Here is a 21,119-nt window from a genome sequence, read left to right as displayed (position 1 = left end):
AGCTAATCCGCACGCACGAATCGTAAAAAGCCAATGGGACCCGTCTTGTTGGCTTTCTTGTTATCAGACGGATGATGAACGCCGTCGCTGACCGGTACTTCGTCAAAATCGAAAGGGCTGATCCCTTCGAGACAGGCGACATTCACGCCGTACTCACCCGGATTGGACCGGCGCTGGTGATGCGTGTAGATACCGCATCTGGAACAGAAATAGTGTTTGGCCGTCATCGTGTTGAATTGATAGACGCTGAGCTTGTCTTCGCCAGCCAGAATATCAAGATCACCGACTTTCGCCGTGACGGCTACAGCGCCACGCATCCGGCAAAGGCTGCAGGTGCAACGGCGTGCCGTGTGCAGACCATTGGACAGGCGGACATGGAAACGCACTGATCCACAATGGCAGGCGCCATTCATTTCGCTGATATCGAGATCCATTGGTCACTCCTGAATGCCGGTCATCGAATCCCTAACGATCAAGACCAAATGTATCAAATCAAAGCGCAAAATGCGCGTCCATTGCCTCAATTCGGAACAAAATGTGGTAGAGTATTCTTCGATGCGAACGGCTTGGTTCGCTTAAAAACGGGCACTGTCAGCCCCCCGCTGGCAATCCCAAAGAGGGAGTGAAAACAATGAAGAGAATTTTGATCGCAATGGGATTTCTCGCCGCCACCAGCCTGTCTGCTTTCGCGGCAGAACCTGCGAAAAAGATGGGCGACATGTGGACCGACGCAAAGGGCATGACGCTTTATACGTTCGACAAGGACAAGGACGGCAAATCGAACTGCGATGCAAAATGCCTGAAAAACTGGCCGGCATTCCATGCCGCCAAAGGGGCCAAGGCCGAAGGCGAATGGACCCTGGTCAAGGACACGGCGGGCAAGGAAATGTGGGCCTATGAAGGCAAGCCGCTTTATACGTTCGCCAAGGACAAGAAGGCCGGCGATATGAATGGCGATGGCGTCGGCGGTGTCTGGCACGTTGCCAAGTAGGACACTTCCTGCATATTTCGAAGGCGGCTTGCGGGCCGCCTTTTTTGTTGCGGCTGCCTTCACTTCCAAATCCGCGCAACTCGCCAAACGCAATTATCTTGGTTAGGATGCATGCATCGCGTGCTCGTTGAAGGGAAAGATGATGTTTCTTAGATCCTTAGCTCCCGCATTTATCCTACTGCTCACGCTGGCTGGTTCAGGCGTGCAGGCCGCCGAGCGCTGGGAAAAGCTTCCCCCGCCCGCACCAATGCCCGCGGCTGAGAAAAGCGGCACGGCTCCAGTCAACGGCATCGAAATGTATTATGCCGTCTATGGCAAGGGGCCACCCGTTCTCCTCATACATGGGGGTCTCGGCTATGCCGACATCTGGGGTGCCCAGGTTGTCGACCTTGCAAAAGACCATATGGTGATTGTTGCCGACAGCCGCGGCCACGGGCGGTCCACCCGCAATGCCGATCCTTACAGCTACGATTTGATGTCGTCGGATTACCTCGCACTTCTCGATTTCCTGAAGGTCGACAAGACTGCACTGGTTGGATGGAGTGACGGTGGGATAATTGGTCTCGACATCGCCATGAACCACCCCGAGAGACTGACGAAGCTATTCGCGCAGGCAGCTAACTCCAAGGTCGATGGCCTCAATCCAGATGTCATGAAAAACAAGACCTTCGCGGCCTATATTGATAAGTCAGGCGAGATCTACAAGAAGATTTCGCCTACGCCGGACCAGTATGACGCTTTTGTCGAACAGATCAGTGGCATGTGGGCAAGCCAGCCCAATTGGAGTGACGACGATCTGAAGAAGATCAAGACGCCAGTGGCAATCGTTCTCGGCGATCACGACGAAGCCATTACCCGTGAGCATACGGAATACATGGCAAAGACGATCCCGGGCGCCAAACTGGTCATCCTCGACAACGCCAGCCATTTCGCCATGCTGCAGGACCCGGAGGGCTACAACAAGGCTGTGCGCGACTTCATCGATAACTGATCCGGAGGTCCCGGCCTGTTGTGACGTGGTGAACGTTGCCGCGTTGGGATTTGATCATAGCGGGCTTCAGGCGGTTTTCTGTTCCTGTAGTCCGAGCTCCTCCGCCATCTGTTGGCGGATAAGGTATTTCTGGATCTTGCCTGTTACCGTCAGAGGAAAAGCTTCAACGAAACGGACGTATCTCGGCACCTTGTAATGGGCAATTTGTCCATGGCAAAACGCCTTGATCTCTTCTTCGTCGGCGTCTTCACCGGTCTTCAAAATGATCCACGCACAGAGTTCTTCGCCGAACTTCGGATCAGGAACGCCGACGATGGCAACGTCCTTGATCTTGAAGTGGCGAAACAGATACTCCTCTACTTCGCGCGGATAGATGTTTTCGCCGCCGCGAACCACCATGTCCTTTTGGCGTCCGACAATATTGCCATAGCCCTCGTCATCGATGGTCGCGAGATCACCGGTGTGCATCCAGCCATCTTCGTCGATTGCTTCAGCTGTCTTTTCCGGATCATCCCAATAGCCGATCATGACGGAATAACCCCTGGTGCAGAGCTCGCCAGGCATACCGCGAGGAACGGTATTGCCATTGACATCGATGACCTTGCATTCCAGGTGCGGTTGGACCCGCCCGATCGTCGAGACCCGCCGGGCAACCGGATCTTCGCCCGAACTTTGGAAACTGACGGGGCTGGTCTCGGTCATTCCGTAAGCGATGGTGACGTCCCGCATGTGCATGCGTTCGATGACCTGCTTCATGATCTCGACGGGGCAGGGTGAGCCTGCCATACATCCTGTCCGCAAGGATGACAGGTCGAAGCGCTCGAACTCAGGATGTCCGAGTTCTGCAATGAACATTGTCGGCACACCATAGAGAGCCGTGCACCGCTCGGCTTCAATGGCGCTCAAAACCGCCAAGGGGTCGAAGGCTTCGGACGGATAGACCATGGTTGCGCCGTGCACGACGCAGCCAAGATTTGCCATGACCATGCCGAAACAATGATAAAGCGGGACGGGGATGCAGAGCCGGTCTCCGGGATTCAGACCAACGCTTCGGCCTACGAAAAAGCCATTATTGAGTATGTTGCGATGGGAAAGCGTGGCGCCCTTGGGCAAACCTGTCGTTCCACTGGTGAATTGTATGTTGACCGGATCCTCGCAATCCGTTGTTGCGTCGCGGTCTGACAGTCGGGCGCGGTGAATGTCTGTAGCGAGCTCGGATACATCTTCGAACGCGATCCATCCGGGGCGAACCTGTGTTCCAATCAAGATGGCATGCTTCAGACAGGGTAGTCTTGAAGCGTTGATCTCCCCTTCAGCCGAGGAAATTTCCGGGGCGAGGGCCTCGATCATTTCGGCATATTCGCTGGTCTTGAACCGCTCAAGCGCGACCAACGCTTTCACTCCTACCTTGTTCAGCGTGTATTCGACCTCGGAGAGGCGATAGGCGGGATTGATATTAACGAGAATAAGCCCAGCTTTTGCCGCAGCGAATTGGGTCAATGCCCATTGCGCATTATTGGGCGACCATATGCCGATGCGGTCGCCGCGCTGCAGCCCCAGCGCGATCAGGCCAGCGGCGAAAGCGTCGGTTCTTGCTCCGAGCTCGCCATAAGTCCAACGAATACCTTGATGGACAGAGACAACGGCTTCGGTTTCACGCCAACGCGAGGCTGCACTATCGAGCGCTTGTGAGATGGTGGTTTCCAGCAATGCCGGCTCAGTGACGCCGCGCACGTGGCTCAATCTGGCCACATCGCTTTCAGCCGCTTCGGTGACTGGGCGCATGACATTCCTCCGAGGTCAAATGCACAGAATACCTACCCTAGTCCAATCCGCATGGAATACCCACTGGCTTTTGTAGAGCTCAGGCAGCCAGCGCTGTTCGCACCCCCTCCGCCAAATCGTTCAATTCATCCGCCGTGTTACGGCCGATAAGCATGTAACCATGGGCCTGATCCGACCAGTAGACGACGTTCATGCCGTGTCGCCGCTCGGTCTGCGGTGAACGCGGTCCACTTGATGATTGAACGATGCACAGAGCCATGGGTCCGTGTTCAGGATCGAGATAGGCGATCTGCCCAAGCGGCTTGCCATCATACTGCAGAACCTGCGCGCGTTTGAGCGGAATGCCCGGCAACGAGACTGCCTGCAGGGGAAGCGAGAGGCCAAGCGCGTCACCTACGTTCTGTAGTTGCGCGGTATGCGATTGCTCGTCGCTATCGAGATTGGCGAGTGTCTCGGGCGTGTAAAGCGACAGGTATTCGGCAACAACTGCGCGCCAGTCGTCATCGTGATCGCTGGAAGATTGCTTGAACGCCAGGAAGCCTCGATCGGCAGCGACGCCGACAAAGACCAGCCCGATGGCTGCGGCCATGAAACCGCGGCGGCTCATGCCCCTTGAAGCGGGATCGTCGGTGATCGAAGCAGGGAGGCCCCCCAGGATAGCTTCCAGCTTCGCCGTCGGGGCGTTTTCGAGCAGCGGCTGGAACGCATCGTAAAAGGCCATTTCACTGCGCGAGAGGAATTCATATCGCGCGGCGACAGCCTCATCGATCTTGATCAGCCTGTCGATCCGCGCGCGCTCCTCACCATCAAGTTCGCCGTCGAGAAACGCGACCAGCATTTCGTCGGAGGGCATTTCGGCATGTTTCAGATCAACCATCATTTCCCTCCTTTCATCTGTTTGGCCTTCACATCGGGATCGGCGTGTTCGGCGAGTTTGGCACGGGCCGTTGCCAAGCGGCTCATGACCGTGCCAATTGGTACATCAAGGACCTCCGCGACCTCGCGATAGGACAGACCTTCCACATAGGCAAGAAACACGGCGGTCCTCTGCGCCTCCGGCAATTCATTTACCTGACGCAAGACCTGGTTAGCCGTGACGTGCGTTTCGGTTTCATGTTCGCCGTCGAAGGAAAGGGTTAGGTCGGCATCGACGAAACCATTGCCCATGCGGATGCGGCGCGAGCGGACCTCATTGAGCCAGATCGAATGCATGATCGAGAACAGCCATCGGTCAAGCCTTGTCCCGCTCGTGAATTGGCTGGCGCGCTCCAGCGCGCGAACACAGGTCGCCTGCACAAGATCATCAGCAACGTCGCGCTGGCGGGACAGTACAATACCGTACCGCCAGAGCCGGCCGAGATACTGGGCAAGGCTCGCCCGGATTTCGTGTTCGCTCGCGATGATTGCCTCCGTCCAGACAGGTCCACTGCGGACATCCGCCGCTGACGACGCGTCTGGTGTCGCCCGACTATAAGCAGAAAGTTGGCGATGGGCGATGGTCACCTTGATCCCTTCTTTGTGAACAAATCACAACCGCCTTCAGCCAGGCGACGGCGGCCCGCTAGATCTTCGAGGGCTTTTCAATCGCCTCATGGAGATCGCGATATTCCTCGCACGTGGTTCCGCAGATCGACTTGATCGTCATTAACTGATCCTTGGCGAGATCAAGCTGACCCTTGATGACATAGGCTTCACCCAGATATTCGCGAACCTTTGCGTATTTCGGATCGAGCGCGAGGGACTTCTTGTACCAGGAGATGCCTTCGTCGGTACGGCCCAGCTTGCGTGTGGCGTAACCGCGATAGTTGAGTGCTTCCTTGGTGTTGGGATCCTTCAATGTATCGAGCATTTCCAGGGCTTCCTGATAGCGTCCGGCCTTGGCCAGCGTGTAGGCGTACTCGGTACGGTCCTTGTCCGGAACGGCGCTGCTGGTCTTCTTGACGCATTTCTTAGCCTTGGAACTCCAGACCTGGCCCTTGGGGCAGGTAGGCGTCGTGGCAGAATCGTCGGTACCGCCGCCGCCCGCAGCAAAGGCCGGCATGGAAAAAGCAGCCAGGGCGAGGCTGGCGCCGAGCAGGGTGGATGTGATCGAGTGTTTCATGAGTTCTATCTCCGAATGACAATCTGACATGTGGAGAACACGCTGCGTCGCGATTTATTCAGACATTGGACCGAATATTTCGAGGCGGATAGTCGGGGAGCGAATCCGCCCACCCAAGCCCTAAACGCCGTTGCCGCAATTGGTTTTCCAGAACCTGCCAGAAACGGGAATTGTTTACTCATATTCGGAGAAAATTTGAGTCCCGGTGCGTTCTGCCCGGAGGAGCAAGGATTTATGCTCGGGTGAAGTGAATTCGTGAACGAAAAGCGTATGGCATGAACGGTAGACCGGTCGAGCGTGTGAATGAGGCCAGCGGACAGTTTTTGCAATCCTTGATTGCAGGAACCGAAGCGGGATCAACCATGCCGACAGGTGGCAAGCGCCAGGCTCTCTCTGTAATCGACGCAGCAAAGCAGCGCGTCGTCGCCGCGAGGCGCACTGCAGACAACAGCCTTGATCGCGCCAAAGCCGCGCCGAAACCTCACGAGATCAGCAATCCTGCCTTCGTTGCGCTGTTTGAGGCGCATCAACGCGACAGGGAAATGCTGTTCGAAGCCATGAGAGCGCTCGAGAAGGCACAAAGCGGTAGCGTTTCGCACGCGCGCTGAGTAGAGTCTGGGCACATGGTGTCGGGAATACGAGATGTCTGAACTCAAGATCAGAACAAGGGCGGTGGGCGCAACGGCCGTACTCCCACCCAAGGAACTGCCGCTCGTCACCTCGGAGACGGGAGGCAAGATCGGGGTTGTTACCTCGGTTTCCGAACCCGGCTTCAGCCCGATCGATTTGCTGTACAGTTCGCTGTCGGCGTGTATTGCATTGAGTGCGCGTATTGCCGCTAGCCGACTCGGCGTTGCCGACAGACTCGGCGAAGTCCGGGTGCACGTGACGGGCGAAAAGGCGCATGAGGGGCCTTCGCGCATCGCCCGGTTCGATATTTCCATCGAGATCGACGGTGAACTCGACAGCGCAACGAAGCAGGAGATCGTCGAGGCTGCCGAAGAGATCTGTACCGTAAGCAATACGTTGCGCGGCGATGCCGATTTCGTCACCAAGCTGGCCGGCTGAAGCGGGGCTCATGTCTTCCTTGCGTGGCCAGAGACTTCGGCTCCGGCGTTCCACGGCAATTCCAGAAAACGAAGTGCAGACACGACGCCGATGAGACCGACGACGAAGAATGCCGTGCGAAAATCCGTCAACGTTGTGGTGGCATTGCCGTGAGCCATTTGCGACACGTTGAGGGCCATGGCGGCGATGGCGACGCCAAGCAGCATCGACATCTGCTGGAGCATGCTGGAAAGCGTCGACGCAGAACTGCGCTGTGAAGCGTTGATGTCTGCGAAGGTCAATGTGTTGAGCGCCGTGAACTGCATCGAACGCGACAGGCCAGCGATGAGCAGAAGCGCAAAAGAGATGATCTCCGGCGTTTCGGCCGATAGAAGCGAACAGGCAGCGAGGGACAGCGCTGCGATCAAACCGTTGAAGCAAAGGATGGAACGGAAGCCAAACCGCCTGAGGAGCGGTGTGGTAACGATCTTCATGCCGAGATTGCCGATGAAATAGACCAGGATGAAAGTGCCCGTCCTGATAGCACTGAAGCCGAATCCTACCTGAAAAAGCAGCGGCAACAGGAATGGCGCCGAGTTTATCGAGACCCGCCCTGCCGTTCCGGAGGCTGCCGTGGCGATGGCAAAGGTGTGGATCTTGAAGACTGACAGATCCAGCAGCGGATTTTTGACCTGCAGAAAATGTCTGGCGGCCACGACCGACAAGAGTGAACCGCAGGCAAGCATGGCGACGGCGATGTAGAACTCGTGGATGCCATGGGTGAAGGATTCGAGGCTGGAAAGGACAAGGGCCAGACCGGCAGCGGAGAGCGCAAAGCCTTTCATGTCAAATTTCGCAACGGATACTTCGCGTTGATCCGGAACGAATTTGAGGACCAGCAGAATGCCCAGGACGCCGAGCGGTATGTTGATGAGAAAGTTCCAGTGCCAGCTCAGATAGGTGGTGATGAAGCTGCCAAGGACAGGGCCGATGACCGGCGCGAACAGTGCGGGCCATGTAATGAGCGCGATAGCCGAGACAAGCTCAGACTTTTCGGCATTGCGCAGCACGATCATGCGCCCCACCGGCGTCATCAAGGCGCTGCCGACGCCCTGAACGGCACGCGCGCCGACGAATTGCCAAAGCGTTTCCGACAGACCGCAGACAAGCGAGGCGATCGTAAAAATAGCGATGGCAGCAATGAAGACGTTGCGAGCGCCGAAACGATCACCCATCCAGCCCGAAATCGGGATGAAAACGGCCATCGACAACATGTAGACGGTGATACCGATGCTCATCGCCACCGGCTCGATGCCGAATGAATGTGCCATCTGGGGCAGGGAGGTTGTGATGATGGTGCCGTCGAGCATCTGCATGAAGAAGGCGACTGCAACAACGAGAGCGACAAGTCGCGGTTGCCGCGCTGTGACGGCTGTTTCCTTGCCGTCCGATAGTGCAGTCGTCATTTCATAACCTCAGTGCATTCATGCGGGGCGCCACGACGCTGCGCGGCCCAATATCGAAGTGCCGGGCCCGCAATTCAGGCCCGGCAACCGGATTTGTCAACGTGGCTCGCCGATTATTGATTGGCGTCGAGTTCCTTGTAGGCAGCGTCGAGATAGCTGGTATCGACCCATTTGCCGTAGTCGATCGTCCCTTTCAAAAGCTTTGCCTCTGCCATGAACTTCTCTTCTTCCTTGAGCGAATTAAGTGCTTCGTCGGTGATCTTCGGGTCCTGGTAGAACACACCGTCCTTATAGGTCTTGCGAACGGACTTTTCCGAGGACTTTGTTTCGTCGACAAATATCTTGATCGTGTCTTGCGGATGCGCGTCGGCCCAGCGCGAAATCTGTATATCGACCTTCAGCAGGCGCTTGACCAGGTCCGGATATTTTTCCGCAAAGGCGCCATTGACCGAAATGACGTTCGGCACGGCCCATTCGGGATGCTCCGATCCATCGAGAAGAATGCGTGCCTGGCCGGTATCGACGAGTTTTGCCGCCGTGCTGTCTGTCTCCACGATTGCGTCGATGTCACCACGCAGCAGTGCAGGGCCCGAAGCCTCGAATGGCAGATTGAGCGATTCGACGTCGTCGATCTTCAAGCCGGCACTTTTCAGCGCCTTGCTGAAATTCGAATGACGCACCGTACCGGCAAGATACGCGACCTTCTTGCCCTTCAAGTCGGCGACAGTTTTCAACGGCGAGTTCGTCGAAACGATGATGGCCGAGCCACCCGTTTTGACGAAACTGGAGATGCCGATCAGCTTGACATCAGCACCCGATGCGGCGACCCGCAGGGCAGGGTTGTTGCCGGTGTAGGTGACTTCAATGGCTCCGGTTGCAAGGGCAGTGGTTGCCTCGGAACCACCACCGGTGAAGGTCACAAGTTCGACTTTGATGCCATCCTTGGCGAATTCCTTCTCCAGCCAGCCATCATGCTGGGCGAGGATGAATTTCAGGTGGCCGGGTGCGGTACTGCCGATGCGAATGACATCAGGCTTTTCCTGCGCGACTGCGGGCAGGGCGAGGCTCGTCAAACCGATCAGCGAGGCGGCGACCGCCTTTATGAGGGAGCGGCGTAAGACGCCGTTGTTCGAAATCGTCATAATATGGTTCCTTCGTTGGCGATTGCAGAAAATGAAGAATCTCAGTGAGGTGACGCGTCCGATTGGCCCTTCCACGAGGTCGCCCAACGCTCGAACCAGACCAGCAGATAATTCACGACCAGCCCGATGAGTGTCATGGTCAGAATGCCGGCATACATATCGCCGGTTTCCATCATCAGCTGCGATTGCTGGATGAGGTAACCGAGGCCGGATTTGGCAGCGAGCATCTCGGCGCCGATAACCGCGAAGATGGATGATTTCACCGCGAGACGCGCACCCGCAACGATGGAGGGAATGCTCGCCGGAAGGATGACTTTGCGGAACAGATCGACATCTGAAGTTCCCATCGAGCGAGCCGCCTTCAATAGCAGCGGATCGACTGCCTTGACGCCGCTGATCGTGTTCACCAGCAGGAAGAACACCGACGAATAGAATGTGATCGCAATCTTGGATGCCTCGCCTATGCCAAGAAGCAGAATGAAGACCGGCAGCAAGGCAAACTGCGATGTGTTGCGCAGGGTTTGAACCAGCAGATCGGAGATCTTTTCGAAAAGCGCGTAACGTCCTATCAAAAACCCGAGCGGAACGGCAACAATCGTCGCCAATCCAAAGCCGATCGCTGCCCGCTGCAGGCTGATGCCGATATGTTTGGCGAGGACGCCGCTTTGTGCCAAGCCGATCCACGAGCGGCAGACATCGCTGAGCGGAGGGAAGAAGATCGGATTGAGCCAGCCAAGTCGCGGTGCGATTTCCCACAGCAGGAAAAACAGGAAGAGCAAGGGCAGGCCATAGCTGAAGGTGCCGTCCCCGCGCGCTGTCTTGTGCTTGCGGGCAGGCCGGGCAGCACTGCCCGCTACAATTGATGGCAACCTGATGCCGATGCCCGGTTTTTCGCTGATATAGGCCATGTTTCCGTTCCCTGGATCTTCAGTTGGCGTAAGCAGGCGACAACGCCCAATCCTTTTGCGCCTTGTTGACTTCATCACGCAGTGCTTCCCAAACCCGGGCGCGATGTGCGTTGAATTCCGTGCTGGATCGAATGTCGCCATCACGCGGGCGCGGCAGATCGATATCGATGATCTCCTTTACCGTGCCGGGACGAGCGGTCATCACGACGATGCGGTCGGCGAGATAAATCGCCTCGTCGATGGAGTGCGTGACAAAGATGACGGTGGTGTTGATCTTCTCCCAGATCTTCAGAAGTTCACTCTGCAGGATTTCGCGCGTCTGCGCATCGAGCGCTGCGAATGGTTCATCCATCAACAGCACCTCGGGGTTGCTCGCCAAGGCGCGGGCGATGGCCACGCGCTGCTGCATTCCACCGGAAAGCTGATTGGGATAGCGATCCTCGAATCCGGACAGTCCGAACAGAGCGAGGAAATAGCGCGCGCGGTCAGTCCGTTCGCGCTTTGGTACACCGCGGACTTCCAGGGCATATTCGATGTTCGACAGGGCAGTGCGCCAAGGGAAGAGCGCATATTGCTGGAACACATAGCCAGTCTTGGGATCTGGCCTGGTGATGGTGGTACCATCCAGTTGCACGATGCCCTTGCTCGCCTGTGTCAACCCGCCGATGATATCGAGCAGCACAGATTTGCCGCTTCCGCTCGGCCCGACAAGCGTGATGAACTCGCCCTTGCGAATGTTCAGATCGACGCCATCGAGGACGGTGACGCGGTCAGTCTCCTCGCCGTCGACAGTCACATATTGACCGGGCTTGAGCTGGAACGTTTTTCTGATACCGGAGACGACAATTCGGTCCATTTGCATTCTCCTTCAAACTGCGGCGACGCGAATGCGATGCGTCGGGTCATGTTCGGTTCCGCCGGCCTTGCCGCGTTTCCAGCCGAGCGCACGGGCATAACTGCCAAACAGATTGCGCTCCTCGACCTCGGCTTCTGTGATCGGAAAGGGACCTTCGGCGCGGTGCGCGACGTAAAGCGCGTCGACGGGACAATAGATTTCGCAGAGGTAGCAAGTCTGGCAATCGTCTTGGCGCGCGATGACGGGTGCCGAATCCGGCACCGCATCGAATACATTCGCGGGGCAAACCTTGACGCAGATATCGCATTCAATACAACGGCTTGCGGAGACAATCTCAATCATGACGCGATGCCCTCGCGACTGATTTGCGCTTCGCCAATGCTGATCGCATCAATCCCGCTCACAAGGATGCGCCGGGCAAATGCGAGATCGTTGCCGGGACGGTCTGTCCGCCGATGCATGCCGCGGCTTTCATTGCGGGCGAGCGCGGACGCCAGCGACCAGCGCGCCGAAGCCGTGATCGACGCGGTCTCACGACTGCGAACACGATCCACTCCCTCGGCGTGGAGGTGTTGACGTACGTCATTCCACAGGCTCTCCAGCCGCTCGCTACTGGTGTGCAAAGTTGTACCGTCGCGAAAATAATTCTTTTCCAGCGGAATGACCTCGGCGCGAACAGCTTCGATGATTTCAGCGGTGCGCAGGTCCGCGCGAGCGTTTCCAGCCGGTCGCAGTCCCGCTTCGCCCAGGGGTTTCGATATGGAACGGAAGGCGTTCCGCGCTGATTTACGCGCGTGAGTTGAAGCGCCTTTGCCGGACCACCAGCCGCTGGCAATAGCCCAGGACGAATTGACAGCGCCGCCGCCCGACACCGCGCCTGTCATGTTCTCGCGGCTGGCCGCGTCGCCGGCGACGTAGAGCCCGGGAACGCCCGTGCCGCAATCGGCCGTCGCGAGCATGATGCCGCCGGTGCCTCGTACCGTGCCTTCGGCCCGCAAGGTGATGCGGAACAGGTCGTTGAAGGGATCGATGCCCGCACGATCGTGAGGCACGAAGCAATTGGGCTGGCCCCGGCGCAGCCAATCCTGCAAGGCGGGCTCGGCATGGTCGAGACGAGCAAAAACCGGACCGTCAATCAGCGCCTTTGCGATATCCTTCTCGCGCTCGCCAATGCCGTTGGATACCTGTTCGCCGTTTGCGTCGAGGAGAGGCGAACCGTCCTCGCGGTAGAACGTGGCCCACCTGTAGGGCAGGCCTTTGTTGAGCGATGTTTCATAGGGGGCAAGGGTGTACTTCCCGGTGAACTCCATACCGGAAAGATGCGCCCCGGCTTCCGCGGCCATAAGGTAGCCATCTCCGGTGAGGCCGGTGGCGCCGAGGATGCGCTCGTGAAAGGCACAGCCGCCTGTCGCGAGGACAACGGCGTTTGCCTCGACGCTCCAGTCGCGGTTGTGCTGCCGGTCCACGCCGGAAGCGCCTGTGATCGCATCGCCATTCGATAGAAGTTCAAGAGCGGGGTGATGGTCAAGCACGGTGACACCGGCCTTCAGCACGCGCCGTCGCATGAACCGCATGTAGTCCGGGCCGCGAAGGTTGGCGATATAGAGCCGGCCGTCATCTTCGTGCGGAAACAGGTAGCCCCATTCGGAGAGCTTCACCAGATTCTCGTAAGCCTGATCGACGCAGCGCAGCATCCACCGCTGATCGGCGAGGCCGCCGGTCCGCTGCCAGCGGCGCTCGACGGCCTGACCACGATTTTCGCCCGGCGGAACGCACCAGGTTCCGGTGTTGGACGGAGCTGTGGCGCCGCTCGTGCCAAGATAGCCCTTGTCAGCGAGGACGACACGAGCCCCATCTTCTGCAGCAGCGAGAGCAGCCCATGCGCCGGCAGGACCGCCGCCTAGCACCAGCACATCGGCCTGCAAATGCAGCGGGTCATTGCCAGTCGATTTTACACGCTCAGATGACATGCGTTCTCCGGTAGGCCGAAACGTCAAACCCTCGTCGGGTCTGGCGGTTGTTTCGGAAATTCTCAGGCAGCGTGGGAAAGGGAGGACGGCTCATTGCCTTCCAGCCATTTGATGTTGCAGCCGATGGATGCGACCTGCTTGTCAGACGGCTTCTGGCCAAGGAGGACAGCATCTACAGCGGCTCTGATATCTGCGCCCGTTACAGGCTTGCCATTGCCAGGACGCGCATCATCGAACTGGCCGTGATAGGCGAGGCGGCGCTCCGAGTCGAAAAGAAACAGGTCGGGCGTGCAGGCGGCGCGATAGGCCTTGGCGACGGTCTGTGACTCGTCCTTCAGATAAGGAAATGCATAGCCGAAGTTGGCGACTTCCTCGCCGATGCGCGCCAATGTTTCTTCCGGATGCGCCTTGGCGTCATTGCTGTTGATGGCGACGATCTGCAATCCCTTCGGTGCATATTCGAGCGCAAACTGTGCAAGCGCTTCACGCAGCAGTACAACGAACGGACAGCGGTTGGAGATGAAAGTGACGAGCAGGGCGGGCTTTTCGGAGAAGCTCGAAAGCTCATAAAGTTTTCCCTCCGCATCCGGCAAAATGAAATCAGCGGCTTTGGTGCCGAGCGTAATGGCGTTTGATTCTGTCTTAGGCATTGTGCTCTCCCATTGATCAAAACGTGTCGGCAAAGCTGATGTGGCCAGCCTCACCATACTCTACTGAATTGGTAGTGTATGGAGAGGCATATTATTTTGGAGATGGCCGATTTTTGAAAATTATCGTCCTGCCGGTACCGGACCCGATTAAAATGACAGACCAGAAAAAAGGCGCGAGCCGAATTTCCCGCAATGAGGACTCGGAGTTGTGACGGGGGGCTCAATTTCAACCTGAGGCTTTTTTGTCGCGCCATGCAGAAAAGCGAAAAGATATATGGCCATAGCCAGCGTCGAGGATTATATCCCGCTCATCCGAGCCACTAAGTGCTTACTATCTGCGGTTGCCTCCATCTTGATCCGACCGTGCCATCGAGAGCTATTCCAGCGATGTCAGACCAGACTTGTCAGGTCGCTACCGGCCAGCCGAGCGCTCCCATCGGGACGACTCTAAAACCGGCTCCGAATTTTCGCCTGATCGCCCTGATCATCGCCAGCGCCATGTTCATGGAGCAACTCGACGCAACAGTCCTTGCGACCGCGCTGCCGACGATGGCGCGCGACTTCGGCGTCAGCCCGCCATCAATGAGTATCGCGCTGACATCGTACCTCCTGAGCCTGGCCATTTTCATTCCTGCCAGCGGCCGGGTGGCAGACCGCTTTGGTTCCCGCACGGTTTTCCGAACCGCGATTGGCGTCTTCACGCTCGGGTCGATTCTCTGTGCTCAGGCGCCGAACCTGACGTTTCTGGTGTTTGCACGGCTGATCCAAGGGCTTGGCGGCGCGATGATGATGCCGGTTGGGCGTCTGGTTCTGATGCGCAGCGTCCAGCGCAAGGACTTCGTTGCGGCGATGTCATGGCTGCTAGTGCCAGCGCTGATCGGCCCGATACTCGGACCGCCGGTTGGCGGCTTGATCGTCACCTATCTGGATTGGCGCTGGATATTCTACATCAACGTTCCGATCGGCGTTCTCGGATTCATCCTGGTTTCGATATACATCGAGGAATTCAAGGGTGAATCGAAGGGCAAATTCGACAGCTTCGGACTGTTTCTTTCCGGCGTCTCGCTCGGTTCTCTGCTGTTCGGATTTGAAATGTCCAGTCGAAGCGGCGAGGCGCGGACGTCTATTCTTCTCATCGCCATCGGACTGGTCTTCGGTGCCACCTATCTGCGCCACGCGCGCAACCACCCGTCGCCGATCCTCGATTTTTCCCTGATGCGGGTCCCGAGTTTCAAGGAGTCGGTCATGGCTGGTTCGCTGACCCGCATTACGCAAGGCGCACAACCATTCCTGTTGCCTCTGATGCTGCAACTGCAGTTCGGCCTATCGGCGGCTTCCGCCGGGGGCATCGTGGTTGCAACAGCGCTTGGGTCGATGCTGATGAAGGCGACGGCCGGCAAAATCCTCAAAAGATATGGCTTTCGCGACAGCCTGACTGTCATCGGCTGGATTTCAACGCTTGGCTATGCGCTGTGTGCGTTCTTCCGTCCGGATTGGCCAATCTGGCTCATCTTCACGATCCTGTTCTTTTGCGGGTTCTTCATGTCGTTCCAGTTCACGGCCTACAATATTGTCGCTTTTGACCAGATCGATCGAGAGCGGATGAGTTCGGCGACAAGCTTTTACACGACCTTCCAGCAATTGATGCTGTCGCTCGGTATCTGTGTCGGCGCATTGGCCCTGAACACCTCGATGCTTGTGCAAGATCACACCGACCCCAAGCTTGGCGACTTTTCCGTGGCGTTTCTCGTGGTTACGGCAATCTCGCTCACCGCGACGATCTGGAACAGGCGCTTCTCGCCGACGGCGGGCTCTGACATAAGCGGACATCAGGCGTAGACGCTGTCCAATTCAGAGTACTTTGCCCGGATTCATGACCCCGTTCGGATCGAGCAGGGCCTTGATCGAGCGCATGAGGGCGAGTTTCACCGGATCGGCAAATGCCCGCAATTCCTCCGATTTATCCAGGCCGATACCGTGTTCTGCCGAAAACGATCCGCCTAATTCGCGTAGACTGGCGTAGACGATTGCCTTGGCGGCATCCTTGTCCGGGGCTCCCGCAACGCCGACATGCAAATTACCATCGCCGAGATGCCCGAACGCAAAACCTCGAACGTCCGCTCCGAGCGTGGCGACGCCTTGGTTGAAGGACGCCAGCCATGTTTCGAGTCCTTGCAATGGCACCGAGATATCGAACCAGTGGCCGTTCGGATGAACGCGATCGACCACGCTGCTGTCCTCTCGGATATTCCAGATTTCGGTGCGCTCCTTCTCGCTCTGGGCGAGGATTGCATCGACGATAAGTCCTTGTTCGATGGCCTCGGCGAGTGCTTCTTCAAGGTCTGATTGCGCCGTCTGCTGATCCGCTGCGTCAATTTCCAGGATGAGATATGCCGGCGCTTCGGTAAATGCAGCGAGGGAAGCGGGGCCGAGATTTGCCGACGCCAACGCAAAATAGTCCCGTGCCATGAACTCCACGCGAAGGACATCAAGACGCCGTTGGAGCTTGCGGAACAGAGTAATCGCATCGGTTGCAGAGGGGCAGGCGACGAGTGCCGTCGCCGTGAATTCGTCGGCGGGCGCTAACCTGAGGACCGCCCGCGTTATGATGCCGAGCGTGCCCTCGGCTCCGATGAACAACTGCTTCAGGTCGTAGCCTTCGTTGGATTTCGTCACCTGTGTCATATCGGTCATGATCGTGCCGTCGGGCAGCACCACCTCGAGGCCAAGAACACGATGACGCATGACACCATGGCGAAACGCCTCCATGCCGCCCGCATTGGTCGAGATCATGCCGCCGATGGTGGCGCTGCCGCGCGCAGCAATATCGATGCCGGTGGCGAGGCCCACCTTTGCGGCCGCTTCCTGGAGCGATTGCAATGTGAGGCCGCTCCCGACAGTGGCGGTTCCGCCGTCGGCTGAAAGAGATTCGATCCTGTTCAGGGCAGCAAGGGAAAGAATGATTTCTCCGATTGCCGATACGCCGCCACCCACGAGCCCGGTGCGTCCGCCATGCGGAACGACAGCAATACGGTGCTCGTTGCAAAGACGCAGCACCGACGCGACTTCTGCGGTATTTCTCGGGACGACCATCACACCGGCATCGAGATTGCGTCCATCGGAACCGGGATGAATGAGGCTGAGTATATCGCCGGTCTTCACGCCGCTGGCGCCGACGATCAAGCGCAGTTCCTTGAGAATCTCGTCTGCAATCATTGCGGATCTGTCGTCCTGCGCCGGTCAACGAATATTCTGAAAGCGAGAATGATTGCCGTGATTACGATCAGCAGAACCGAGATCGCGGCGATAGCAGGATCGATGTTGTCGCGTAGTCCCATCCACATCAGACGCGGCAGCGTGATCGCGTTGACGCTGGTGATGAACAGCGTCACGCCGATCTCCTCCCACGACAGCACGAAAGAGAGCAGCGCCGCCGTGGCGATGCCAAACTTGATGTTGGGAATGATGATCCTGAAGGCGCGTGTTGCCAGATTGGCGCCGAGCCCGCGTGCGGCAAGGTCTATGCGACGATCGACCTGATAGAGCGCGACAAGGATGAGCACCACCGCGAAGGGCGTGATCATCACGGCGTGGGCGAGCGCCACGCCCAGCCACGTGTCATAACCGATCCAGCTGTTGAAACTCGATAGCGTTGTCATCAGGAAATACAATGTCATGGCTGAAACGACGGGTGGCACTACCAGGGGCAATAGCACGAAGCCGATCAGCAGCGCCGAAAAGCGCGGCTGGAACATCCAGATGCCGAGCCCGAACATGGTTGCCAACGCCGTGGCTATCGCGCTCGACAGGATGCCGATGCGCAGGCTGAGCAGGATGCTCTGGCCCCAGGCAGGATTGTCGATCAACGCCTGGTAATGCCGCAGGGAAAGATTGCCGGAGGGCATGGAGAGAAAGCGCGCGGGTGTGAAGGACACCGGTATGACGGCGATCAACGGCATCAGCAGGAAGAGCGCTACCGCTGTTGCAACAATTAGAATGACCGGGCCTGGACGAGATGAACTCATATTATCCAATCAGATGCGCAGGTTTGATGAAGCGTCGCATCAGTGCCAGAAGAATACCGATGAACAAGACGAGGACAACGCTGATCGCCGCGCCCAGCCCCCAATCCGGGCTCTGGAATATCCGGAGATAAACCAGTTCCGCCACCATGACGCTGCGGCCGCCGCCAAGGATTGCCGGTGTGACGAAGAATCCAAGCGCGAAGACGAATACAATCAGTGCGGCACCGATCAACCCGCCATAGGTCAACGGTACGAAGACGGTCCAGAAAATGCGCGTTCGCGACGCACCCATGCCGCGTGCCGCGAGCAAAACACGTTCGTCGATGCTGCGCATGGCCGAAGCGATGGGAAACACCGCAAAGGGTATGAGGAAATGTGTCATGCCGATGATGACGCCAAGCTCATTGCGTGCGAGTGCAAGCGGTTCGCTGATGATGCCGGCCGATTGCAGCCACGTGTTGATGAGCCCCCGGTTTGACAGCATCGCCAGCCAGCCGAAGGCCCGCGTCAGGACCGATATCCAGAAAGGAACCAGGATGCAGAATTCCGCCAGCATGCGCTGAACCGAACTGCCCCGAACCCACACATAGGCGATTGCATAGGCGGTGACGAGCCCCGCGGCAGTCACGATGAGGCAAATCCGCAAGGTGCGGATGAAGACGGATTGGACGAGAGGATCCGTCATCAGAGCCCGGTATTGGCCGAGCCCGACTTCGGGCATGGTGAAACTCCAGCGGACCACACCCAGAAATGGAACGACATAGGCAAGGCCGAGGAACAGCAACAGCGGCGCCAGCAACAGAATCTTTCTGGAGGTGATCGATTTTCCGATCATTCGCTTTCCTGGCATTATGAATCAGAGGCTTGGCGCGAAAACCTCATTTTCGCGCCAAGAGCGATCAAGCGGAGATGACTTTGGTGTATTCGTCAAATGCCTTGCCGTAATTCTCGGCATACCATTCCATGTCCAGCGGGACCTGCTTGGACATGTTGGCAGGATCGACGGGATTGATGCGTTTCTTGTCCGCCGGGATCAGTGCGTCCGTCGCCGGATTTGCCGGGCCCTGACCAAGCATGTTGAACATCTCCAGCTGTCGTTCCGGCGTCTGAGCGCTGGCGATGAATTTCATCGCATTGTCCTTGCCACCAGGATTACCCTTCATAACGCCGAGCGCACCGGGAGAAATCAGCCCCTGATCCCAGATGAACTTGATATTGCCGCCCGAATCCTGCTCCAGCAATGAGGCGCGTGTCGACCAGATGAGTGCCATCGAGGCTTCGCCATCCATCAAAACAGACTGGCTTTCCGCGCCGCCGCCCCAATAGGCCACAACATTTTCCTTGAACGCGGCAATCTTGTCATGCGCGCGCTTGAGGTCCAGCGGATAGAGCTTTTCCGGTGCAACACCATCGGCGAGAAGTGCAGCTTCCCACATGGCCGAGCCCCACTTGTAGAGCGATCGTTTGCCGGGAAACTTCTTCACGTCGAAGAAGTCGGCCATGCCGGTTGGGGCCTGGTCGCCGAATTTCGAAGAATCATAAGCGATGATGTAGGAGAAGAAATAGGTCGAGGCCGCATGATCCCAACCAAAGCCGGGTCGCATCTTGTTCTTGTCGACGATCTTGTAGTCGATCTCTTCCAGCATGCCCTGCTTGCCAAGCGAAATGCCGGAGAAGGGGTCGATGTCCATCAAATCCCAGCTTGGTTTGCCGCTTTTGAACTGGGCAGTGATGGCCCCTTCCGTCGGACCGGAACCATCCATCTTCACCGTAATGCCGCTTTCCTTGGTGAACGGTTGGCCATAGGCTTTGTCATAGGCCGTCATGGCGTCGCCGCCCCAGTTGACCAGAACGAGTTCCTTCGCTTGTGCGTATGAACCAGTTGAGCGCAGGAGCGCAGGAGCGCCTGCGAGCAGCATTGCCGCCATCTGTGTAAAGCGGCGGCGACTGATTTCCCCTTTGTCGACCTTACTGGCCAGTATTTCGAGGCAGTCCTTTTGAAATGCATTGTCCATTTTGTTTCCCTCTGGATGTTATTTGGTACATTCCGAATGCTGCCTAACCTCCATCAGGCAGTAAAAAGCCCTGGTGCACCGGCCATGAAACCCACACATCGGATTGTGGCGCTATCGGCGACGTCGAGGCGGTGGGCATTGAAACCGCAAGCCTGGTTCCGCTGCGCGTTCGCAGATGATACTTGGTCGACGCGCCGAAATAGGTGGCGCCTTCGACCCGGCAGGTGATGGCGTTGCAGTCCGACGTTTGCGGCGATGCCGAGATGAACATATGTTCCGGCCGGACAGCGGCAACGGCTTTCTTTCCCGCCAAGGTAATGGATTTGTTGAGGACGATGGTCCCGTCCTCGAATTTCCCCGCGGCGGTTTCGCCGTTCAATTCTACGGTGTCGAGCGGCAGAAGATTGATCTCCCCGAGGAACTCGGCGACGAAGCGGTTCGACGGCCGCTCATAGACGTCCTGTGGCTTGCCAACCTGCAAGAGTTCGCCATGATTGAAAATGGCGACCCGCGACGATAGGGCGAGCGCTTCGGACTGGTCGTGCGTGACGAAAACGAAGGTCGTGCCGGTCTCCTGGTGCAGGCGTTTGACTTCTTGCTGCATCATTTCGCGCAGGTTCTTGTCGAGAGCCGAAAAAGGCTCGTCCAGCAGGAGAACGGAGGGTTCGAACACCAGAGCGCGGGCGAGGGCCACGCGCTGTTGTTGACCTCCCGAAAGCTTCGCTGGGAGCTTCTTTTCGTGGCCAATAAGGCCGACGCGCTCTACCATCTCGGCGACTTTTCGCTTGATATCGCCGGATGAACGGCCGCGCACCTTCAGCGGGAAGGCAATGTTCTGCTCGACGGTCAGATGCGGGAACAGCGCGTAACCCTGAAACACCATGCCATAGGAGCGGTCTTCAGCGGGTACGTCGGTGATGTCCTTGCCATCCATCATCAAGCGGCCGGTGGTTGGAGCCGTAAACCCGGCAAGGATCATGAGAAAGGTCGTTTTGCCTGAACCGGACGGACCGAGAAGGGTAAGGAACTCGCCCCGACCTATGTCGAGCGAGAGATTTTTCAGCGCATGGAACGCGCCGAACGTCTTGCCAATCGATACAGCCTTGATCTCGGCGGCTTTCGCATCGCCTGGTTGAATGCTTTGAGGCATTGAGACCTCTTTCCCCTGCTTT

Annotated in this window: 22 protein-coding genes; 5 read left to right on the top strand and 17 right to left on the bottom strand. The window is 57.7% G+C overall.

Translation table 11 applies throughout. The annotated features are described in order from the left end of the window. Positions 1-2 precede the first annotated feature (2 nt). Complete coding sequence (locus J2X72_RS18740; protein WP_310074441.1) at positions 3-434, bottom strand: GFA family protein; 432 nt, start codon at positions 432-434, stop codon at positions 3-5. Positions 435-631: 197 nt separating this feature from the next. Here J2X72_RS18740 and J2X72_RS18735 point away from each other — a divergent pair, with 197 nt between their 5' ends. Together J2X72_RS18735 and J2X72_RS18730 are read left to right on the top strand one after the other, a co-directional pair. Beyond that, a complete protein-coding gene (locus J2X72_RS18735) occupies positions 632-991 on the top strand; it encodes a hypothetical protein (protein WP_310074440.1) in 360 nt (119 codons plus the stop codon). Between the two features lie 139 nt (positions 992-1,130). Next, entirely contained in the window at positions 1,131-1,982 is an 852-nt protein-coding gene (locus J2X72_RS18730; RefSeq protein ID WP_310074438.1) for an alpha/beta hydrolase, read from the top strand. Positions 1,983-2,048: 66 nt separating this feature from the next. Here J2X72_RS18730 and J2X72_RS18725 read toward each other — a convergent pair whose 3' ends face one another. From J2X72_RS18725 to J2X72_RS18710, 4 genes are all read right to left on the bottom strand, one after another. Next, complete coding sequence (locus J2X72_RS18725; RefSeq protein ID WP_310074437.1) at positions 2,049-3,767, bottom strand: AMP-binding protein; 1,719 nt, start codon at positions 3,765-3,767, stop codon at positions 2,049-2,051. Between the two features lie 79 nt (positions 3,768-3,846). Continuing rightward, on the bottom strand, positions 3,847-4,644 hold the full coding sequence (locus J2X72_RS18720) for an anti-sigma factor (protein ID WP_310074435.1): 798 nt from the start codon (positions 4,642-4,644) through the stop codon (positions 3,847-3,849). Beyond that, entirely contained in the window at positions 4,644-5,270 is a 627-nt protein-coding gene (locus J2X72_RS18715) for an RNA polymerase sigma factor (RefSeq protein WP_405044741.1), read from the bottom strand. The genes J2X72_RS18720 and J2X72_RS18715 overlap by 1 nt, the downstream gene beginning before the upstream one ends. Positions 5,271-5,328: 58 nt before the next feature. Further along, on the bottom strand, positions 5,329-5,877 hold the full coding sequence (locus tag J2X72_RS18710) for a tetratricopeptide repeat protein (protein ID WP_405044744.1): 549 nt from the start codon (positions 5,875-5,877) through the stop codon (positions 5,329-5,331). Between the two features lie 266 nt (positions 5,878-6,143). Here J2X72_RS18710 and J2X72_RS18705 point away from each other — a divergent pair, with 266 nt between their 5' ends. Continuing rightward, on the top strand, positions 6,144-6,476 hold the full coding sequence (locus J2X72_RS18705; protein ID WP_310074426.1) for a hypothetical protein: 333 nt from the start codon (positions 6,144-6,146) through the stop codon (positions 6,474-6,476). A gap of 34 nt (positions 6,477-6,510) precedes the next feature. Then, positions 6,511-6,936, top strand: coding sequence for an OsmC family protein (locus tag J2X72_RS18700; RefSeq protein WP_210004098.1), 426 nt, complete (start codon positions 6,511-6,513; stop codon positions 6,934-6,936). Positions 6,937-6,944: 8 nt separating this feature from the next. Here J2X72_RS18700 and J2X72_RS18695 read toward each other — a convergent pair whose 3' ends face one another. From J2X72_RS18695 to J2X72_RS18665, 7 genes are all read right to left on the bottom strand, one after another. Continuing rightward, complete coding sequence (locus J2X72_RS18695; protein ID WP_310074423.1) at positions 6,945-8,381, bottom strand: MFS transporter; 1,437 nt, start codon at positions 8,379-8,381, stop codon at positions 6,945-6,947. 113 nt (positions 8,382-8,494) lie between these two features. Next, positions 8,495-9,523 carry an aliphatic sulfonate ABC transporter substrate-binding protein gene (locus J2X72_RS18690; RefSeq protein ID WP_310074419.1) on the bottom strand — a complete coding sequence of 343 codons (1,029 nt, stop codon included), beginning with the start codon at positions 9,521-9,523 and terminating at the stop codon, positions 8,495-8,497. 41 nt (positions 9,524-9,564) lie between these two features. Next, a complete protein-coding gene (locus J2X72_RS18685) occupies positions 9,565-10,431 on the bottom strand; it encodes an ABC transporter permease (protein WP_310074417.1) in 867 nt (288 codons plus the stop codon). A gap of 19 nt (positions 10,432-10,450) precedes the next feature. Next, positions 10,451-11,287 carry an ABC transporter ATP-binding protein gene (locus J2X72_RS18680; RefSeq protein ID WP_310074414.1) on the bottom strand — a complete coding sequence of 279 codons (837 nt, stop codon included), beginning with the start codon at positions 11,285-11,287 and terminating at the stop codon, positions 10,451-10,453. A 12-nt stretch (positions 11,288-11,299) separates the two neighbouring features. Continuing rightward, entirely contained in the window at positions 11,300-11,629 is a 330-nt protein-coding gene (locus J2X72_RS18675; protein ID WP_210004087.1) for a 4Fe-4S binding protein, read from the bottom strand. Further along, positions 11,626-13,257, bottom strand: coding sequence for an FAD-binding protein (locus J2X72_RS18670; RefSeq protein WP_310074409.1), 1,632 nt, complete (start codon positions 13,255-13,257; stop codon positions 11,626-11,628). Before J2X72_RS18670 ends, J2X72_RS18675 begins: the two co-directional genes overlap by 4 nt. A gap of 62 nt (positions 13,258-13,319) precedes the next feature. Beyond that, complete coding sequence (locus tag J2X72_RS18665; protein ID WP_310074407.1) at positions 13,320-13,907, bottom strand: thioredoxin family protein; 588 nt, start codon at positions 13,905-13,907, stop codon at positions 13,320-13,322. A 387-nt stretch (positions 13,908-14,294) separates the two neighbouring features. Here J2X72_RS18665 and J2X72_RS18660 point away from each other — a divergent pair, with 387 nt between their 5' ends. Then, complete coding sequence (locus J2X72_RS18660; protein ID WP_210004081.1) at positions 14,295-15,746, top strand: DHA2 family efflux MFS transporter permease subunit; 1,452 nt, start codon at positions 14,295-14,297, stop codon at positions 15,744-15,746. 12 nt (positions 15,747-15,758) lie between these two features. Here the strand turns inward: J2X72_RS18660 and J2X72_RS18655 are convergent, their stop codons facing one another. From J2X72_RS18655 to J2X72_RS18635, 5 genes are all read right to left on the bottom strand, one after another. Continuing rightward, positions 15,759-17,123, bottom strand: a complete 1,365-nt coding sequence (locus J2X72_RS18655) for an FAD-binding oxidoreductase (RefSeq protein WP_310074404.1) — start codon at positions 17,121-17,123, stop codon at positions 15,759-15,761. Further along, entirely contained in the window at positions 17,120-17,932 is an 813-nt protein-coding gene (locus tag J2X72_RS18650; RefSeq protein ID WP_210004077.1) for an ABC transporter permease, read from the bottom strand. The genes J2X72_RS18655 and J2X72_RS18650 overlap by 4 nt, the downstream gene beginning before the upstream one ends. A 1-nt stretch (position 17,933) precedes the next feature. After that, a complete protein-coding gene (locus tag J2X72_RS18645; protein WP_310074398.1) occupies positions 17,934-18,767 on the bottom strand; it encodes an ABC transporter permease in 834 nt (277 codons plus the stop codon). A gap of 64 nt (positions 18,768-18,831) precedes the next feature. Beyond that, positions 18,832-19,947: an ABC transporter substrate-binding protein gene (locus J2X72_RS18640; protein WP_310074395.1), complete on the bottom strand. Its 1,116-nt coding sequence runs from the start codon at positions 19,945-19,947 to the stop codon at positions 18,832-18,834. Between the two features lie 43 nt (positions 19,948-19,990). Continuing rightward, complete coding sequence (locus J2X72_RS18635; protein WP_310074392.1) at positions 19,991-21,097, bottom strand: ABC transporter ATP-binding protein; 1,107 nt, start codon at positions 21,095-21,097, stop codon at positions 19,991-19,993. Positions 21,098-21,119 lie beyond the last annotated feature (22 nt).

Source organism: Phyllobacterium sp. 1468, assembly GCF_031455525.1.
GTDB lineage: Bacteria > Pseudomonadota > Alphaproteobacteria > Rhizobiales > Rhizobiaceae > Phyllobacterium.
This window is presented reverse-complemented; position numbering and strand designations above follow the sequence as displayed.

What these genes read in the sequence shown, in the direction of transcription:
- J2X72_RS18725 (WP_310074437.1), bottom strand. Translation starts at nt 3,767, where the DNA reads ATGCGCCCAGTCACCGAAGCGGCTGAAAGCGATGTGGCCAGATTGAGC.
- J2X72_RS18705 (WP_310074426.1), top strand. Translation starts at nt 6,144, where the DNA reads ATGAACGGTAGACCGGTCGAGCGTGTGAATGAGGCCAGCGGACAGTTT.
- J2X72_RS18685 (WP_310074417.1), bottom strand. Translation starts at nt 10,431, where the DNA reads ATGGCCTATATCAGCGAAAAACCGGGCATCGGCATCAGGTTGCCATCA.
- J2X72_RS18735 (WP_310074440.1), top strand. Translation starts at nt 632, where the DNA reads ATGAAGAGAATTTTGATCGCAATGGGATTTCTCGCCGCCACCAGCCTG.
- J2X72_RS18695 (WP_310074423.1), bottom strand. Translation starts at nt 8,381, where the DNA reads ATGACGACTGCACTATCGGACGGCAAGGAAACAGCCGTCACAGCGCGG.
- J2X72_RS18670 (WP_310074409.1), bottom strand. Translation starts at nt 13,257, where the DNA reads ATGTCATCTGAGCGTGTAAAATCGACTGGCAATGACCCGCTGCATTTG.
- J2X72_RS18720 (WP_310074435.1), bottom strand. Translation starts at nt 4,644, where the DNA reads ATGGTTGATCTGAAACATGCCGAAATGCCCTCCGACGAAATGCTGGTC.
- J2X72_RS18650 (WP_210004077.1), bottom strand. Translation starts at nt 17,932, where the DNA reads ATGAGTTCATCTCGTCCAGGCCCGGTCATTCTAATTGTTGCAACAGCG.
- J2X72_RS18740 (WP_310074441.1), bottom strand. Translation starts at nt 434, where the DNA reads ATGGATCTCGATATCAGCGAAATGAATGGCGCCTGCCATTGTGGATCA.
- J2X72_RS18730 (WP_310074438.1), top strand. Translation starts at nt 1,131, where the DNA reads ATGATGTTTCTTAGATCCTTAGCTCCCGCATTTATCCTACTGCTCACG.
- J2X72_RS18700 (WP_210004098.1), top strand. Translation starts at nt 6,511, where the DNA reads ATGTCTGAACTCAAGATCAGAACAAGGGCGGTGGGCGCAACGGCCGTA.
- J2X72_RS18680 (WP_310074414.1), bottom strand. Translation starts at nt 11,287, where the DNA reads ATGGACCGAATTGTCGTCTCCGGTATCAGAAAAACGTTCCAGCTCAAG.
- J2X72_RS18675 (WP_210004087.1), bottom strand. Translation starts at nt 11,629, where the DNA reads ATGATTGAGATTGTCTCCGCAAGCCGTTGTATTGAATGCGATATCTGC.
- J2X72_RS18665 (WP_310074407.1), bottom strand. Translation starts at nt 13,907, where the DNA reads ATGCCTAAGACAGAATCAAACGCCATTACGCTCGGCACCAAAGCCGCT.
- J2X72_RS18635 (WP_310074392.1), bottom strand. Translation starts at nt 21,097, where the DNA reads ATGCCTCAAAGCATTCAACCAGGCGATGCGAAAGCCGCCGAGATCAAG.
- J2X72_RS18690 (WP_310074419.1), bottom strand. Translation starts at nt 9,523, where the DNA reads ATGACGATTTCGAACAACGGCGTCTTACGCCGCTCCCTCATAAAGGCG.
- J2X72_RS18660 (WP_210004081.1), top strand. Translation starts at nt 14,295, where the DNA reads ATGTCAGACCAGACTTGTCAGGTCGCTACCGGCCAGCCGAGCGCTCCC.
- J2X72_RS18640 (WP_310074395.1), bottom strand. Translation starts at nt 19,947, where the DNA reads ATGGACAATGCATTTCAAAAGGACTGCCTCGAAATACTGGCCAGTAAG.
- J2X72_RS18655 (WP_310074404.1), bottom strand. Translation starts at nt 17,123, where the DNA reads ATGATTGCAGACGAGATTCTCAAGGAACTGCGCTTGATCGTCGGCGCC.
- J2X72_RS18645 (WP_310074398.1), bottom strand. Translation starts at nt 18,767, where the DNA reads ATGATCGGAAAATCGATCACCTCCAGAAAGATTCTGTTGCTGGCGCCG.